16 protein-coding genes are annotated in these 15542 nt (G+C 67.8%); 11 read left to right on the top strand and 5 right to left on the bottom strand.

The genetic code is table 11. From position 1 onward, the window contains the following. Positions 1–95: 95 nt before the first annotated feature. The 3 genes from EV191_RS10015 (at position 96) to crcB (ending at position 3182) form a co-directional block, all read left to right on the top strand. Positions 96–2183: a heavy metal translocating P-type ATPase gene (locus EV191_RS10015; RefSeq protein WP_132876631.1), complete on the top strand. Its 2088-nt coding sequence runs from the start codon at positions 96–98 to the stop codon at positions 2181–2183. 157 nt (positions 2184–2340) lie between these two features. Then, positions 2341–2814 carry a fluoride efflux transporter FluC gene (locus EV191_RS10010; RefSeq protein WP_132876630.1) on the top strand — a complete coding sequence of 158 codons (474 nt, stop codon included), beginning with the start codon at positions 2341–2343 and terminating at the stop codon, positions 2812–2814. Further along, a complete protein-coding gene (crcB, locus tag EV191_RS10005; RefSeq protein ID WP_132876629.1) occupies positions 2811–3182 on the top strand; it encodes a fluoride efflux transporter CrcB in 372 nt (123 codons plus the stop codon). Before EV191_RS10010 ends, crcB begins: the two co-directional genes overlap by 4 nt. Positions 3183–3245: 63 nt before the next feature. Here the strand turns inward: crcB and EV191_RS10000 are convergent, their stop codons facing one another. From EV191_RS10000 to EV191_RS09990, 3 genes are all read right to left on the bottom strand, one after another. Beyond that, positions 3246–4694, bottom strand: a complete 1449-nt coding sequence (locus EV191_RS10000; RefSeq protein WP_132876628.1) for an amidohydrolase family protein — start codon at positions 4692–4694, stop codon at positions 3246–3248. Positions 4695–4922: 228 nt separating this feature from the next. Beyond that, positions 4923–5687, bottom strand: a complete 765-nt coding sequence (locus EV191_RS09995; RefSeq protein WP_132876627.1) for an SDR family oxidoreductase — start codon at positions 5685–5687, stop codon at positions 4923–4925. Then, on the bottom strand, positions 5684–7813 hold the full coding sequence (locus EV191_RS09990; RefSeq protein WP_132876626.1) for a S9 family peptidase: 2130 nt from the start codon (positions 7811–7813) through the stop codon (positions 5684–5686). Before EV191_RS09990 ends, EV191_RS09995 begins: the two co-directional genes overlap by 4 nt. Positions 7814–7964: 151 nt before the next feature. Between EV191_RS09990 and rocD the strand changes: the two genes are divergently transcribed. Beyond that, complete coding sequence (gene rocD / locus EV191_RS09985) at positions 7965–9197, top strand: ornithine--oxo-acid transaminase (protein WP_132876625.1); 1233 nt, start codon at positions 7965–7967, stop codon at positions 9195–9197. A 51-nt stretch (positions 9198–9248) separates the two neighbouring features. Here the strand turns inward: rocD and EV191_RS09980 are convergent, their stop codons facing one another. Beyond that, positions 9249–10871, bottom strand: coding sequence for an ATP-binding cassette domain-containing protein (locus EV191_RS09980; protein ID WP_132876624.1), 1623 nt, complete (start codon positions 10869–10871; stop codon positions 9249–9251). Between the two features lie 69 nt (positions 10872–10940). Further along, positions 10941–11972: a cell division protein ZapE gene (gene zapE / locus EV191_RS09975; RefSeq protein WP_132876623.1), complete on the bottom strand. Its 1032-nt coding sequence runs from the start codon at positions 11970–11972 to the stop codon at positions 10941–10943. Between the two features lie 33 nt (positions 11973–12005). Between zapE and EV191_RS09970 the strand changes: the two genes are divergently transcribed. From EV191_RS09970 to EV191_RS09940, 7 genes are all read left to right on the top strand, one after another. Then, the gene (locus EV191_RS09970) at positions 12006–12773 is read left to right on the top strand and encodes a pyrimidine reductase family protein (protein ID WP_132876622.1); all 768 of its coding nucleotides are present in this window, start codon (positions 12006–12008) and stop codon (positions 12771–12773) included. Positions 12774–12927: 154 nt separating this feature from the next. Further along, positions 12928–13398, top strand: a complete 471-nt coding sequence (locus EV191_RS09965; protein WP_132876621.1) for an Asp23/Gls24 family envelope stress response protein — start codon at positions 12928–12930, stop codon at positions 13396–13398. A 169-nt stretch (positions 13399–13567) separates the two neighbouring features. Beyond that, positions 13568–13837, top strand: a complete 270-nt coding sequence (locus tag EV191_RS09960) for a hypothetical protein (protein WP_132876620.1) — start codon at positions 13568–13570, stop codon at positions 13835–13837. Between the two features lie 38 nt (positions 13838–13875). Then, positions 13876–14052, top strand: coding sequence for a hypothetical protein (locus EV191_RS09955; RefSeq protein ID WP_132876619.1), 177 nt, complete (start codon positions 13876–13878; stop codon positions 14050–14052). Further along, positions 14049–14408, top strand: a complete 360-nt coding sequence (locus tag EV191_RS09950) for an Asp23/Gls24 family envelope stress response protein (protein ID WP_132876618.1) — start codon at positions 14049–14051, stop codon at positions 14406–14408. Before EV191_RS09955 ends, EV191_RS09950 begins: the two co-directional genes overlap by 4 nt. A gap of 7 nt (positions 14409–14415) precedes the next feature. Continuing rightward, on the top strand, positions 14416–14952 hold the full coding sequence (locus tag EV191_RS09945; RefSeq protein WP_132876617.1) for a DUF6286 domain-containing protein: 537 nt from the start codon (positions 14416–14418) through the stop codon (positions 14950–14952). Next, the gene (locus EV191_RS09940) at positions 14949–15539 is read left to right on the top strand and encodes an Asp23/Gls24 family envelope stress response protein (RefSeq protein ID WP_132876616.1); all 591 of its coding nucleotides are present in this window, start codon (positions 14949–14951) and stop codon (positions 15537–15539) included. Before EV191_RS09945 ends, EV191_RS09940 begins: the two co-directional genes overlap by 4 nt. Positions 15540–15542: the final 3 nt, after the last annotated feature.

The following is a 15542-nucleotide window of genomic DNA, read 5'->3' as shown; positions in this document are numbered from 1 at the left end:
CCATGCGGCCATCGACCCGCCACGACGCCAACTGTGTGCCAGTACACCTTGCATCATTACCCTAGGGGGGTATGGTGTGCCTCTGGGAGGAGAACATGACTGGACACTCGCCGACCCACACCGAGACGTCGGCTACCGAACACGGCGACCACACCGGACACACCGAACAGGTCGCCGAGGCAACGCACGATGGACACGCACAGCACGGCCACGGTGGACACGGCGATCACGCCGCCCAGTTCCGCGATCGGTTCTGGCTCAGCCTGGTGCTCGCCGTCCCGACCGTATTCGGCAGCCATATGGTCGCCGACCTACTTGGCTACCACGTGCCGTCCTGGGCGGAGTGGATCGCGCCAGTACTCGGCACGATCGTGTTCTTCTACGGCGGCTGGCCCTTCCTTTCCGGCGCGGTCGGCGAACTACGCGGCCGCAAGCCGGGCATGATGACCCTGGTCGCCCTCGCGATCACCGTAGCCTTTGTCGCAAGTGGACTGACCACATTGGGCGTGGCTGGCCTGCAGCTCGACTTCTGGTGGGAACTCGCGCTGCTCGTCGTGATCATGCTGCTGGGGCACTGGCTGGAAATGCGCGCCCTTGGACAGGCATCCGGGGCGTTGGAGGCCCTTTCCGATCTGCTACCGGAGACCGCGGAGCTGGTCGATGAGCACGGTGAGCTCCGCCCGGTGCGCATCGCCGACCTGCACACCGGTCAGACGGTGCTTGTCCGGTCCGGCTCGCGGGTGCCGGCTGACGGCACGGTCGTCGAGGGCAGCGCTGAGCTCGACGAGTCGATGGTGACCGGTGAATCGACGACGGTACGCAGGGGTGCCGGCGACCGGGTGGTGGCCGGCACCGTGACCACCGACTCGGCGATCCGGGTCCGCGTGGACGCGGTCGGCGCGGATACCGCGCTCGCCGGCATCCAGCGGCTTGTCGCCGAGGCGCAGAGCTCCCGCTCGCGGGCGCAAGCGCTCGCCGACCGGGCGGCGGGACTGCTGTTCTGGTTCGCGCTCATCGCCGGTTCGCTCACCTTCGCGGTATGGCTCGCCATTGGCGAGGCGAGTGCCGCGGTCGAACGCACCGTGACGGTGCTGGTAATCGCCTGCCCGCACGCCCTCGGCTTGGCGATCCCGTTGGTCATCGCGATCTCCACGAGCATGTCGGCAAAGGCGGGCATCCTGGTGAAGGACCGGCTGGCGCTGGAGCGGATGCGCACCGTGGACGCGGTCCTTTTCGACAAGACGGGCACGCTGACCAAGGGCACGCCGGCGGTGACCGAGGTCGCCGCGGTATCCGGGCACACGGAAGCGGAACTACTCGCCGTTGCCGCGGCGGCCGAGTACGCCTCGGAGCACCCGCTGGCCAAGGCGATCGTCGCGACCGCACGAGAGCACGGGCCGGTCCCGGAGGCAACCGAGTTCCAGTCCCGCACCGGGCGCGGGGTGAGCGCCACCGTTGGTGGTAGCCAGATAGCGGTGGGTGGCCCCGCGTTGCTCGCTGACTACGGGGTCACGGCGCCGGCCGAGCTCACCGAGCACACCGAGTCCTGGGCGGCACGCGGAGCCACGGTGCTGCACGTACTCGCCGACGGCGCGGTGTTGGGAGCGCTGGCGCTGGCCGACGAGATTCGACCGGAATCCAGGCAGGCCATCGCCGAGCTACACGCGGCGGGCGTACGGGCGGTGCTGATCACCGGCGACGCGCGCAATGTCGCGGAGGCCGTCGGCACCGAACTCGGCGTGGACGAGGTGTTCGCCGAGGTGCTGCCGGAGGACAAGGACAGCGCGGTGCGCGAGCTGCAGAACCGCGGCCAGCAAGTGGCCATGGTCGGTGACGGGGTCAACGACGCGCCCGCGCTGGCTCGTGCCGACGTCGGAATCGCGATCGGCGCGGGTACGGATGTGGCCATCGAGTCGGCAGGGGTGGTACTCGCTTCGGACGATCCGCGCGGAGTGCTGGCGGTCCGCCGGTTGTCGCTGGCCAGCTACCGCAAGATGACGCAGAACCTGCTCTGGGCGACCTCGTACAACCTGGTGTCGGTGCCACTCGCGGCTGGCGTGCTTGCCGGCATCGGCTTCACCCTGGCACCGGCGGTTGGCGCGGTGGCAATGAGCGTATCCACGATCGTGGTCGCGCTGAACGCGCAGCTGCTGCGCCGGTTGCGCCTGCGGTCAGATCAGTAATAGGGCAGCTGCGCGCCGGCGCCGACTCGGGTAACGTCGGCGCCGGCGCTCTGCTACCTGGAGTGACCCGGCGGTGGGGCTCGCCGGAACCAACCGTGGCTTGGCCACCAACGGTCCCTGTCCGGAACAAGCGGGTAACGCGCGGATGGGGTACGTCATGACTGAAACAGGGCAGGCCGCTGACGTCTGGCATTCGCCGGCACGGCCCGCGGGGGGTAGGCGGGTCTGGGATGTCGCGCTCGTCGTGGCGGTTGGCGGCGCGTTGGGCAGCATGGCCAGGTACGCGATGGAGCTGGCGCTGCCGGCGCGGCCGGGCGAGTTCCCGTTCGGGACGTTCCTGAGCAACGTGCTCGGCTGCCTGGCCATCGGCGCGCTGATGGCCGTGCTCACCGAATCGAGCAGGCCTCACCGGCTACTCCGACCAGCCGTGGGCGTCGGGTTTATCGGCGGATTCACCACCTTGTCTACCTATGTGATGCAGGCGATGGAGTCCGGCTGGGTCGGCGCGCGGATCATCGCGCTGAGTTACCTGCTCGGCAGCCTGCTGTGCGGCCTGCTCGCCGTAGCATGTGGACTGTTTGCTACTCGCCGAATCCTTGCCAGCGCGCGGGTCTGGCGGGTGACGCGATGACCGTACTGCTTGTCGCCGCGGGTGGCGCGGTGGGCTCGGTGCTGCGCTGGTGGCTGGACCGGCTCGTCGGTAGGTCGGTTGGTTCCCGATTTCCCGCTGGCATCTGGACGGTGAACGTGCTCGGCTCGTTCCTGCTCGGCGTGCTCACCGGCGCGATCTGGTTGGGGGCGCCACCCGAATCGCTGCGGCTGTTCCTGGGCGTCGGGCTGTGTGGTTCGCTGACGACGTTCAGCACGTTCAGCTACGACACGATCCGGCTGTTCGTGGAGCGCGCCAGGATGCTCGCCGCGCTCAACGTCGTCGGCACGGTGCTCGCCGGCTGCACCGCCGGCGCGGCGGGCGTGCTACTCAGCGCCGCTTTCCACTGACTCGCCCGCCGCGCCCGGCAACCGCGATATCCGCTGAGGATGCGGTGATGGCCGCACGACCCGCTATGGCGCGGCTACCGTTTCGCTTTCGGTGTTGGCGACCATCATCGGCCACAGCTCGTCCCACAGTCCATGGGGGACTTCGGGCTTCCATCCGCCGCGCCTGTTGACCTTCTCGGCGACACGTTCGTGCGCGGCGTCGATCAGCGAGACCGCTCGCTGATCCTGGTCGGCCGGCAGTCGTCCCTCGTCGAGCCGGGTTTGCCCGGCAACCATGACGTGCCGGATATCCCGGGTGGTCGCCTGGATGACGATCGAGTCCACGGGATCGATGATCGGGCGCATATGCACGCGATCATGCCCGAGCAGGACCAGGTCGGCGGCCTTGCCTTCCTCGATCGAACCGCAGACGCTCTCCAGCCCCAGGGCCCTCGCCCCGGCGAGGGTGGCCCCATGCAGGATCTGGCGGGTGCTCAGCGGCGCCCCTGGGGGAAGACCGGGTAGCCCCTGTTCGTCCAGGATCGGCTGGTTGACGTGGCCACGTTCGAACTCCATGAGCACGCGCATGGTGCTGAAGAAGTCGCCGCTGTTGTTGGACACGATGTCGTTGCCCATCCCAGCCGTCACACCGACGTTGGTCGCTCGCCGGAAGATCGGGATACCGACACCCATCTGTAGCTCGGTGTCCGGCGTACTGGACACCGAGCAGCCGGCATCGCGTAGCAGCGCGAAATCCTCGTCGGTGCACGTGTTCGCGTGTGAATGGATATCGCCTTGGCGCAGCAAACCCGCCCGATGGAACAGTTTGACGTCTTCGATCTTGTTCGGATTCCACAGGCACTGGGTGTGCGCCGTCACGGGTATGCCCAGTTCGCCAGCGACCTCGAACTCGCGCCGGGTTTCCCCGAACGGCACGAGACCGAGTTCATTGAGCGCGACGCCCATCCGCACGAGCCCATCGCTGGCGGAGAAATGGGTCGCGCGCACTCGCCGCGCGTCCGCGTAGCGTTGTTCCGCGCTGGTGAAATGCGGTTCCTCCGCGGGTGAGTGGTAGAAGCCGTAGCACCACAACGCGCGAATACCCGCATCGGTGATCCCGCGAACGGCCTCATCGGCGTGATCCGGCGAGTTCATGATGTGGCAGTGATCAATGGTGGTGGTCACGCCGGCGCTGAGGGCGTCGAGCGCACCGGCGAACTGGCCGGCATAGGCGTCCTCCGCCCCGTGCAGCCCCGCGTGGTTGTTGCGGATACACCAGAAGTACTCGTTGAGGTTCCAGTTCGCGGTTACCGCGCGCATGGTGGTCTGCCATAGGTGGCGGTGGGTATCCACGAACCCCGGGATGATCCACGTCCCGGTGGCGTCCAGCCGTTCGGCGTCGACGGTGCCGAGGTCGGTTCCGATGGACACGATCGTGCCGTCCTCGATCAGAACATCGGCCCTGCGAACCTCACCCCGCAGTGGATCGCCTACCAGAACGTCGCCTCCGGTGATCAGCCGGCGGTGTGCCATAGGAACCTCCTCATGGAAGCTTCATTGATTCCAGATCTACAACTAGACTCAAGTCTATTTATGGATCTGGATGCAGTCAATTTTGGGCACACGTCAACCGCCAACGCACCAATGTCGCTAACCTCAAGGAACGCGATTACGACGCGTCACTAAACAGGCACTATACGTGTCCTCCCGCGATCCCTACGGATTGCGGTCACGGAGCGCGGCGTGGAACAGCGCGAGTGGTCAGCCGACCTGGGAACGGACCAATGCGCCGCCGTCGATCACCATGGTCTGGCCTGTCATCCAGGACGACTCCGCGCCAGCGAGGAACACCGCGGCGTTCGCGATATCCGCCGGCTCACCAATCCGACCAAGGGGCAGCGCATCGTTGAGCGCACTCTCGTGCTCCTCCCACAGCGCGCGGGCCAGATGAGTACGCACGATTCCTGGCGCGATCGCGTTCACCCGCACCGACGGCGCGAGCTCAGCGGCGAACTGCCGCGTCAGATGCAGGACGGCCGCCTTTGTCGCGTTGTAGAAACCGATCCCCGGCTCCGTGGCCATCCCGCCGATCGAGGCAATGTTGATCACGCTGCCACCGCGTTCGGCCATCGAAGCCTTCCACGCCAATTGGGTCCACAGCACGACGGCGGTCTGGTTGACCCGCACGGTCTTCTCCGCTCGCACCATGTCGAGATCAACCATCGGGCCGAAGTACGGATTCGTGCCCGCGTTGTTGACCAGTACGTCGATCCCCCCGAACTCGGCGACCGCCGCGTCCACACAGGACTGCGCCTGGTCCGGCTCGGCGGCGTGCGCGGCAACCGGCAGGGCACCAACATCACTCGCCGCGCGAATCTCGGCGGCGACCTCGTCGACCGATTCCTGCTTGCGCGAGGTGAGCACGACATTGCAGCCCTTGGCGGCAAGCGCCTGCGCGATTGCCTTGCCGATTCCCCGAGACGCACCGGTGATCAGCGCGGTCTTGCCAGACAGTTCGGAAGTCATCCACCAGCTCCCATCTCCGTCGGGGTCGCCGTCGACCCCGAAACGTTCAACTCCCGCAGCAGCCAATCAACTTGTTGGCGCACCAGGCTTTCCGCACCAGCCTCACCATTCGGCGGCATATGCGTGGCCCCGACGAGCGGCACGAAATAATGTGACTTGCCGGCATTGAACAGTGCCGCGGACAGCCGCAGGGCATGTGCCGGAAACACGTTGTCATCGGCAAGGCCGTGAATAAGCATCAGCGGCCGGCGCAATCCATCCGCGTCCGCGAGCAGCGAATTACGCGTGAAACTCGCGGGATCGTCGTCAGGAAGCCCGAGATAGCGCTCGGTGTAATGCGTGTCGTAGAGCCGCCAGTCGGTCACCGGCGCACCGGCAACGGCGGCGTGGAACACATCGGGCCTGCGCAGCACCGCCAGCGCGGCAAGGAAACCACCGAACGACCAACCGCGGATCGCGACCCGCTCGGTGTCCAGCACATCCGGATACTCCTCGGCGACCGCCTGTAGCGCGTCCACCTGGTCCGCCAACGGCACATCCGCGAGTTCACCTGCGATCTCCCGATCCCATGCCGGCCCCCTACCCGGACTGCCCCTGCCATCCACTACAAGCACGGCGAAACCCTGGTCGGCGAGCCACTGCGCGGTCAGGAACGCGCTACTGCTGCGCAGCACGCGTTGCGCATGCGGACCGCCGTACGGATCAAGCAGCACCGGTAGCTTCGCCGCGCCCCGCTGGTAGCCGTTCGGCAACAGCAGCGCGCACCGCAGCCGCCGGCTGCCCACCGTCAGCATGCTGAGGTTCAGGGGCAGCCCCGGGTCGGCGACGAGCGAATCGATTTTCGCGACCGGCGCGCCATCGCGCAGCACTTCGACCCTCGGTCCGTGGTAGTCCAGACTCCAGCTGCTGAGCACGGTCAGCGCCGCGTCGCCGCCACCGATATGCACCCCGGCAGCGGTGGACAACCGCTGCGTTTCCCCTTTGCTGGTGCGATAAACGTGGATCTGCGTCGGATCATCCTCGGACCCGGTGAACAGCACCTCGTCGGTCACCCGCAGCACCGAACGCACCTGCAACCCCGGGCCGGTTACCGGTTCCCCTTCGATCAGCAGCCGGTAGCTCGAGTCCTGTTCGGACACCACGACGAGCCGTCCGTCCGAGGTCCACGCGGGCGCGCCGGGAATGATCTCGACCCAGGTCGGATCCGTCCGGGTGAAGCGCAACGCGGTGGCGCCACTCGCCAGGTCGACCGACCGGATCTGAATGGTGCGCTGATCCCGCGACTGCACCGCGATCAGCGGCGGCCCGCCAGCCGACCAGTGCACCTCGACGAGATACGGGAACCGCTCGGCATCCCAGTCGATCGGCACGTTACTGCCGTCCAGACCGAGCAGCACCAGGGAAACCACCGCGTTCGGGGTACCCGCGGCCGGATAGGCCATGGCCGTTGGCTCGCGATCCGGCTGCGCGGCATCGGCGATATGCCAGCGGGTCACCGGGCCGCGGTCACTGCGCTCGACAAGCAGCGCGGTGCCGTCCGGCGACCACCAGTAGCCGCGTGCTCGGTTCATCTCCTCGGCGGCGATGAACTCCGCCAGCCCCCAGGCGACCTGCTCGTTGCCTGGTTCGGACAGCGCCCGATCGGCGCCGGTTGCCAGGTCGACCACGCGCAGACCGCGATCGGCGACGTAGGCGACGTGACTGCCGGTCGGGTCGAGCCGAGGGTCAACCACCGAACCGTTCGTGGCCAGTTCGGCGAGCTCACCGGAGAGCGTATCCACCACGTACAGCCGGCCGGACAGCGCGAAGGTCGCCTTGCGCACCTCGGCATCGCAGGCATAACCGACGACTCCGCCGGAACGCTCCCTGCTGCGCTCCCGCCGCGCCCGTTCTTCCTCGGACAGCCGCTCGTCCGTACCGGTCAGCGCGGCGGCGTCAACGAGCACCGACTCCACGCCCGTGCCGACGTCCAGGGACCACAGGCTGGTGCGGTTCTCCTCGCCCGAACTGGCGCGCAGGAAAAGTACCCGCGAACCATCGGGAGTGACGCGAAACTCGCGGGGCGCGCCGAGGGTGAATCGTTGGGTACGGGCCTGCAGCCGGAGAAACGGGGTCTCGCTCGTCACCCCCTGACCTTCGCAGATCGGTGGGCGAGATGATACATCCACCCCACACGAAATGATCAACTGTAGGTACCGACCAATCACGCAATGAATCACCAATATGGGCAACGGTCAACGGCTGAACAGATACCTGTCGCCAACATAATCTTGGTTTATGACCATGACAGCCGAGCCACGCAGCAACATGCATCCCGCCAGTGACTTTGTGCAACTCGACGAGCAATGGAGTGCGCATAACTACCATCCGCTACCCGTCGTGCTCAGTCACGGCGAAGGCGCCTGGGTCACCGATGTGGCCGGCAACCGCTATCTGGACTTTCTCGCCGGCTACTCCGCGCTGAACTTCGGGCACCGCCACCCGGCACTCGTAGCGGCCGCGACCGAACAGCTCAACCGGATCACGCTCACCAGCAGGGCATTTCACCACGACCAGTTCGGCCCGTTCTGCCAGGAGCTCGCCGAGCTGACCGGCACCGAGATGGTGCTGCCGATGAACTCAGGCGCCGAAGCGGTGGAATCGGCCATCAAGCTCGCCCGCAAATGGGCGTACCGCGTCAAGGGCGTACCCGACGGCGCCGCGGAGATCGTGGTAGCTGGCGAGAACTTCCACGGCCGGACCACGACGATCGTGTCCTTCTCCACCGACGAGAGCGCCAGGGCCGACTTCGGACCGTTCACGCCGGGCTTCCGGGTCGTGGAACACGGCAACGCCGAGGCGCTTCGGCAGGCGATCACCCCCAACACCGCCGCGGTGCTACTCGAGCCGATCCAGGGCGAGGCCGGCGTACTCGTGCCGACCGACGAGTACCTGCGCACGGTGCGAGAGATCTGTGACCAGGCCGGAGTGCTGCTGATCGCCGACGAGATCCAGTCCGGACTGGCCAGGACCGGCGAACTGCTCGCGCTTGATCATGCGGGGGTACGCGCCGACGTCTACACCCTCGGCAAGGCGCTCGGCGGCGGCATCCTGCCCGTGTCCGCGGTCGTCGGCAGCCGCGCGGTGCTCGGCGTGCTGCGGCCCGGCGAGCATGGATCGACCTTCGGCGGCAACCCGCTTGCCTGCGCGGTCGGTCGCGCCGTGGTGCGCCTACTGTCCACGGGCGAGTTCCAGCAGCGCTCCGCGCGGCTTGGTGCCCGGCTGCACGAGCGGCTCGGCGAGCTGGTCGGTAACGGCGCCAGCGAGGTACGCGGCCGCGGTCTGTGGGCCGGCGTGGATATCGCACCCGGTGGGTTGACCGGGCGCGCGGCCTCCGAACGCCTCGCCGAAAACGGCGTGCTGTGCAAGGAAACGCACGGGTCCACGCTGCGCCTGGCGCCACCCCTGATGATCTCCGAGGCGGACCTGGACAGGGGCGTGGATGCTCTCGGCGAGGTGCTCGCCCGCTGACGAACGGTGCCGGTGTCCGGGTGAACCCCGGGGGGCTGGGTGAGGGTCGGGTCAGCGCGCTCGCGCGACCCGACCCTCATCCCATACCGGTTCGGCTACCTCGGTTACCTGGCCATCGGCGCGAAACACCAGGTAGCGGTCGAAGTCCCTGGCGAACCAGCGGTCGTGCGTCACCGCGACCACGGTTCCGGTGAACTCGCCGAGCGCGGCCTGCAGTGCCTCCGCGGACGTCAGGTCCAGGTTGTCGGTTGGCTCGTCGAGCAGCAGCAAGGTGGCGCCGGCGACCTCGAGCAACAGAATCTGGAACCGCGCCTGTTGACCACCGGAAAGGCGCTCGAACGGCCGATCACCGGCGGCGGCAAGGCCATACCTGCTCAGCGCGGCCATGGATACGTCGCGGGGCACGCTCGGCCGGTCGGTATCGCCCTCCCACAGGATGTCGGTGAGCGTGCGGCCCTGCCATTCCGGGTGCTGGTGGGTCTGTGCGAACAAACCGGGGACCACCCGCGCGCCGAGCCGGCACTGCCCGGTGTGTGCCACCGACTCGTCGCCGCCGAGCAATCGGAGGAAATGGCTTTTACCCGAACCGTTCGACCCGAGCACGCAGACCCGGTCGCCGAAGAACACCTCGGTGTCGAACGGGCGCATTAGCCCGGACAGTTCGAGACCCGTGCAGGTGATGGCGCGTAGGCCGGTGCGCCCGCCGACGAGCTTCGGTTTCACCCGCTCCTCCGGTGGCGGTTTCGGCGGCGCGCCGGCCTCCTCGAACTTGCGCAGCCTGGTTTGCGCCGCGCGATATCGCGAGGTCATCTCGTCGCTCATGGTCGCCGCGCGTTGCAGCGAGCGGACCAGCTCGATGAGCTGCTGGTGCTTGTCATCCCAGCGACGGCGCAGCTCGAACAGCCGCGCCCGGCGGGCCTCCCGCGCCGCGTGCCAGGTACCGAAGCCACCACCGTGCACCCAGACCCCGCCACCTTCCAGCGCGACGATCTGGGTTGCCGAGCTGGCTAGCAGTTCCCGGTCGTGACTGACCAGCAGAACGGCCTTACCGGTTTCCGCGAGCCGTTCCTCGAGCCAGCGTTTACCCGGTACGTCGAGGTAGTTGTCCGGCTCGTCGAGCAGCAGGACCTGCTCCTGGCCACGCAGCAGCGCTTCGATCACCAAGCGCTTCTGCTCGCCCCCGGACAGGCTGCGTACCGAGCGGTGTTTGGCCCGGTCATAGGGTATGCCGAGGGCGGCGATCGTGACAGTGTCCCAGAGCACCTCGGCTTGGTAGCCACCTGCTTCGCCCCAGCCGGCTAGGGCTTCGGCGTAGCGCAACTGGGTGGCTTCGTCCTCGGTGTCCATCAGCGCGAGTTCCACCGCGTCGAGTTCCTCGGCTGCCGCCCGTAGCGTCTCAGGAGCCACGGTGAGCAGCAGATCGCGCACCGTGCGCTCGTCCCGTACCGAACCGATGAACTGCGGCATCACGCCAAGCCCACCCTGCGTGTGCACCCCGCCTTCGGCGGCGTTGAGTTCGCCGCTGAGCAACCTCAGCAGGGTGGTCTTACCCGCGCCGTTTGCCCCTACCAACGCCACGGTCTGCCCTGCCCCGACGGTAAAGGACACCTCCCGGAACAACTCGCGCCCGTCGTCGAGCCGATATGCCAGCCCGGCGGCTTCCAGATAACCCATAGCCGCAGTCTCGCTTATCGACGCGGACGGGTGCGATCGGATTTCCGCTTCGTACCCGGGAGGGGCCGGCTAGGAGATGACCGCACCGTCTCTGGCCAGCGCGGCCAATCGGGATACCGCGCGAAGGTACTTCTTGCGGTATCCCCCGCTCAGCATCTCCGCGCCGAACAGTTCGGAAACCGGCTGCCCGGAGACAAGTACCGGAATCGCCCGGTCATAGAGCCGATCCGCGAAGCTGACCAGCCGCAGTGCGACGTTCTGATCGCTCGCCGGACGAACCTGACTCAGGTGCACGACCGAGACGCCATCCAGTAGCCGACCGTACCGGGAAGGGTGTAGGGATTGCAGCGCGGTACACAGCTCGTCAAAATCGTCCAAAGTAGAGTCAGCTTTGCTCGCCGCGCTCTCCCGCAGCGCCGCATCGTCCAGCGGTTCCGGCGCGGGCGCCAAACCACGATGCCGGTAATCCGGACCGTCCACTCGCACCACGGCGAAGCGCGCGGACAGCGCGTGGATCTCGCGCAGAAAATCCTCGGCGGCGAAGCGGCCCTCGCCGAGCTTGTCCGGCAACGTGTTCGAGGTCGCCGCGATGCGCACGCCCGCGTTCATCAGTTCACTGAGCAACCGGGTGACCAGCATCGTGTCGCCAGGGTCGTCCAACTCGAACTCGTCGATGGCCAGCAACCGGTGCGCGCGCAGCCGCTCCACCGCGGTGTTGAACCCAAGGGCGCCAACCAGATGGGTCAACTCCACGAAGGTCGCATACGCCTTCGGGCCTTCCACCGCATGCCAGATCGACGCGAGCAGGTGAGTTTTGCCGACCCCGAAACCGCCGTCGAAGTACCTGCCCGAGACACCGGTTTCCCCGTTTCCGGCACCGCCGAACAACCGGCGCCAGCGCGGCTTGGCCTTCGAGTCACTGTTCACCTCGGTGATGAACTCCGCGCAGGCGGTCACCGCCGCGCGCTGACTCGGCTCATCCTCGTTGGGTAGATACGTCGCCAGCCGCACGTCGTCGAATCGCGGCGGGGGAACGAGTGATTCAACGAGCTCGTCCGGCCGGATCTCGGGTTGCCGTTCGGACAGCCGCATGGCGCACATGCGGTCGAGCCTAGTCGCGTATCGTCGTCGGGCATGCGCAGCCTCCTGTCCAGCGCCGGGGCCGGCCCTGGCGAGCCGGACAGGATTGGCGAGGCGGATCTCGCGCGGCTCTACGCGTACCCCACCGCGCTTGAGCGCGCCTGGGTCCAGGTCAATTTCGTGTCCAGCGCGGACGGAGCAGTGAGCGTGGCGGGCACCTCGGATGGGTTGTCCAGCGAAGGAGATCGCCGGGTGTTCCTGCTTGGCAGGGACCTCGCGGATGTGATCCTCGTCGGAGCCCAGACGGTGACCAGTGAGGACTACCGTCCGGTGCCCCGCACGCCGCGCAAGCTCGCCCGCCGTCGTCGCTTCGGTTTTTCCGACGTGGCGCCGATCGCGGTGGTCACGGCCAGCTGCACGCTCGCCCCCTCGGCGCGGCTGTTCAGTGACCGCACCGTGCCGCCCATCATCGTGACCTGCGCGGCGGCGCCGGAACACCGCAGGGCGCGGCTGGCCGCGGCTGGCGCGCGAATCCTGCTCGCCGGTGATGACCGGGTGGAGTTGCCAACGGCGCTGCGCCTGCTGCACGAGCAGGGCCTGTCCCGAGTGTGCTGCGAAGGCGGTCCTCGACTGTTTGGCCAGCTCATCGAGCAGGACCTGGTCGACCAGCTGTGCCTGACGGTTGCCCCACTGCTGGCAAGTGGCACCGCCGGTCGGATCGCCACCGGCACCGAGCAGGCCGTGCCGCGCGCCCTGCGGCTCGATTCGGTACTGCACGACGAGGACTTCCTCCTGCTCCGGTACCGGCGACGCGGGTCGTAGCAGCGCTCCGCGGCCACCACCCAGCTCCCCCAAATGGGTGATCCTGCGTGCCGTGCCACCCGTTCGGGATGTCCTGGATGGCAGAAGGTCGCGTACGAGACTGATGATCGCGACATCGCCCGGTTAGGCAGTTCAGCTCGAAAGGAGCCCATTGATGGCGCAGAACACCCCGGCGAAATCCGGATCCGAGTCGACTCCCGCCACCCGCGTGAACGAAGCGCCGGCACGGCAGGCGGAGGAAACCAGCCTCGGCAAGACCACGATCTCGTCCACCGTCGTACAGAAAATCGGGTCCATCGCGGCACGCGAGGTCAGCGGGGTACATGCCCTTGGCGGTGGCATGTCACGCGCGGTCGGAGCGATCAAGGAACGCATCCCCGGTGCGGGAACGGCGTCGACCACCGGCGTTGCGGTCGAGGTCGGCGAGAAGCAGGCGGCGATCGACCTCGACCTGGTGATCGAATACGGCGCCGCGATCGCGGACGTCGCACGCGTGGTGCGCAAGAACGTGATCACCTCGGTGGAACGGATGACCGGACTCGAGGTCATCGAGGTGAACCTCGCCGTGAACGACGTCTACGTCGCCGAAGACGACGAGGAAAATGCGCCTTCCCGCGTCGAGTAGCCGGCGTTCCAGCTCGCCAACTCGAGTGCACCCCGGAACAATGGCGGTAGTGCACCCGGGGATGCGGGGTGCGCCCGTGGCCGTTCAGCAACTGGCGCCGAGGAGCGGATCCGATGGCCGTAGTGTCCGATCTGGAGGGGCACGAGCAACGGTGCGGTGGGGCCGCGCCGTGACCGAGGAGGAACGCCGCGCCGCGTTTCTCGCTTTCATCCGCGCCCACCATCCGGATACCGGTGGCGACCCCGAGGTGTTCAAGGCCGGACTCGCACGGTTCGAACGGATGGCTGAGGAGTCGGCGCGATCCACTCAGCAGGCTGAGCACACCGACCCCTACGACGCGCCGATCGAGATCGTGCGGCGGCCACGCGGGCTGCGGTTGCCGCTGTTCTACCTGCGGCGCTGGCGTGAGCGCCGGAACAGGGCACCACGAGTCGAATGACCCGCCGATGTGACGTCTGAACAGAGGAGCGAACGAGGATGAACGCAACACAGACGGGCATGCTGGCCGGTCTGGTACTCGGTCTCGCGGCGACACAAGGATTCACCGCGTTCCTGGTCACCCTGGCCGTCGGGGTGATCGGCCTGGTGGTTGGCCGAGTGCTGGACGGCGAATGGGATGCCAGTGACCTCTTCGGCAAAGGTCGAGACCGGTGAGCCAGCAACCAGTACCGCCGGAGGACCGGGGCACGCTGCACATCGCCGACGCCGTGGTTCGCAAAGTCGCACAGCGCACCGCTGACCTGGTGCCGGGCACCGCGCGGGCGCAGCGAAAGGTCGCCGGCGTCGGGATCGGCACGACTGGCTCAACCGCCAAGGTCACCTGTCAGGGCAATGAGGCGGAGGTGCAGCTCGATATCGCGGTGCACTACCCCACCCCGATCCGTCCCGTCGTCGCCGAGATTCGCGAGCGCGTGATCGACGAGGTCGCGCGCATCACCGCCTATCGGGTTCGCGGCGTCAAGGTCACGGTCTCCGCATTGCTACCGGAAACCCAGGCACGAGTGGAGTGAACGACCCGTGCGCTTGTTCGTCCGTTTACTTTCCGGCCTCTTCGGCCTTGCCCTGCTCGGCTTGGGTGCGCTCACCGTCGGGGAAGTGGGCTGGTCGTGGGCCTGGCCACAGCGCGCGCCACTGCTGGTGCCCTGGCCGTCCTGGTTGCGGTATCTGGACGGAAGGCACTGGTCGGATACCGAAACGCTGGTCGCCGCCGGCGTCCTCGCGGCGCTCGGCCTGGTGCTGCTACTCGCCTCGGCCGCGGCCAAGACCAGGGATATTCGGCTACGCGACCCTGGCACGGCGGTCAGCGTGTCCACCTCGCCGAGGGCATTGGCCAGGTTGGTCGGCCGGCATGTCCGCGCGCAGGACGCGGTCTCCGGGGCCTCGGTGACGGCAAGCGCGAAGAAGGTGAAGGTGAAGGCGCGCAGCCGGCTCGAGTCTGCTGGCCAGCTGCGGCCGCGGTTGCTGGATTCGGTGCGGGAGCTTCTTGCCGAGTTGCCGCTGGCCCGCCAGCCTCGGGTCACCGTGGTCGTGACCGCCGCGCGGGAGCGCCGATGAACGCCGCCTCTGCACTCGCCCGTTCCTATCGCGCGGAACGGCTACTCGTCACGATGGTCGGGCTACTCGCGCTCGCCGGCGGGGCGGCCGTGCTGGTCATCGGGCTCGGATGGCTCGGTACATACCGGGCGGCCCGTCCGCTGCGCGACCCGATCGCCGTGGACTGGCTCACCGCGCACGCCACGCCCGCGCGGATCGTCGCGCTGGCCGCTGGGCTGCTGCTGGTGGTCGCCGGGTTGTGGTGGTTGGTGCGCGCGCTACGTCCGGAGGCCCGCCCCGATCTGGAGCTCGACCGCACGGTGGGCGCCGAACTACGGGTCACCGCCGGCGCGCTGGCGAACGCGGTCGGCACCGCCGCCGCGTCGATCACCGGGGTGACCCGGGCGCGGGCCAGAGTCGTCGGGTCGGCCGCGGCGCCAGCCCTGCGGTTGACCCTGTGGCTGCGGGAAGGGACGAGCCTGCAGGCGGTGTGGGCCGAGCTGGACGAACGCGTGCTCGCCGGCGCCCGCGAGACACTTGACCTGCCCGAACTACCCGCCGCGGTACGCCTCGAGCTGGACGCCGGCGAACGCCGCAGGGTGCGCTGACGA

This window comes from Tamaricihabitans halophyticus, assembly GCF_004340875.1.
Taxonomy (GTDB): domain Bacteria; phylum Actinomycetota; class Actinomycetes; order Mycobacteriales; family Pseudonocardiaceae; genus Tamaricihabitans; species Tamaricihabitans halophyticus.
This window is presented reverse-complemented; position numbering and strand designations above follow the sequence as displayed.